The 859-nt window shown below is 76.3% G+C and carries 1 protein-coding gene; it reads left to right on the top strand.

Annotation, left to right across the window (positions count from 1 at the left end; genetic code table 11):
• Window positions 1-35 precede the first annotated feature (35 nt).
• A partial coding sequence (locus G3I40_RS40005) for a hypothetical protein (RefSeq protein ID WP_164559727.1) occupies window positions 36-859 on the top strand: 824 nt, incomplete at its 3' end.

The raw sequence follows: 859 nt of genomic DNA, 5'->3' as shown, positions 1-859 counted from the left end.
CCGCGATGTTCGCCGCAGGGCCGGGGCGGTGGCTGGTGACCGTCGACGACGCCCAGTGGCTCGACGAGGCGAGCGCGGCGGTGCTGTTCGGCGCGGTGCGGGCCGTGGACGCCGGGCGGGTGCAGACGGTGGTGGCGAGGAGCACCGCGTGGACCGGAGCCCGGCGGGACGACGGCGCGGCCGCCCACGTTCCGGCCCACGTCCCGAAGGTGCGCCTGGGGCTGCTCACGCTGGAGGAGACGATCGCCTTCGTGCAGGACCGCGGCCTGCCCGTCGGCCGGGGCCCGGCTGTCCACCGGGCCTGCGGCGGACACCCCTTGCTCGTACGCGCCCTCGTCGACGGCCGGACAGGACAGTCGCCGACGGCCGGGATCAGCGGGGAGACCTCTGCTGACGTGGCGGACCTGTGCGAGGCCTGGCTGGCATCCGTGCCCCGGCACGTCCGTGCGTCCCTGACCCCCCTGGCCCTCACCCAGCAGCCGACCCTGCTCCATCTACGGCGTACCTGGCCCGCGCTGGACGACGGGCACATCGCCGTCGCCCTCGCGGCCGGAATCCTGTCCCCCCTGCCCGGCGACCGCATCGGCTTCGCCGCCGAACTACTGCGTCGCCATGCCGTGACGGCGATCTCCGGGACCGCACGCGCGGCGGCGCACCGTGCACTGGCGGCCACGGCCGCGGATCCGGTACTCGCGGCACGGCACGACCTGTTGTCCGCGGACCGGCCCACTCCCGGACAGCTGACCCGGGCGGACGAAGCTGCCCGCACCGCACGCGAGGGAGGCGATCCCGCGCTGGCCGCCGACATCCTGCTGGCCGCGGCGCGACGCACGCCGTCCGGCCAACGGGGCCACCGCCT

Source organism: Streptomyces sp. SID14478 (assembly GCF_010548525.1).
Classification (GTDB): Bacteria; Actinomycetota; Actinomycetes; order Streptomycetales; family Streptomycetaceae; genus Streptomyces.
Note: the sequence above shows the minus strand (reverse complement) of the source record. Positions and strands in the feature narration are given on the sequence as shown.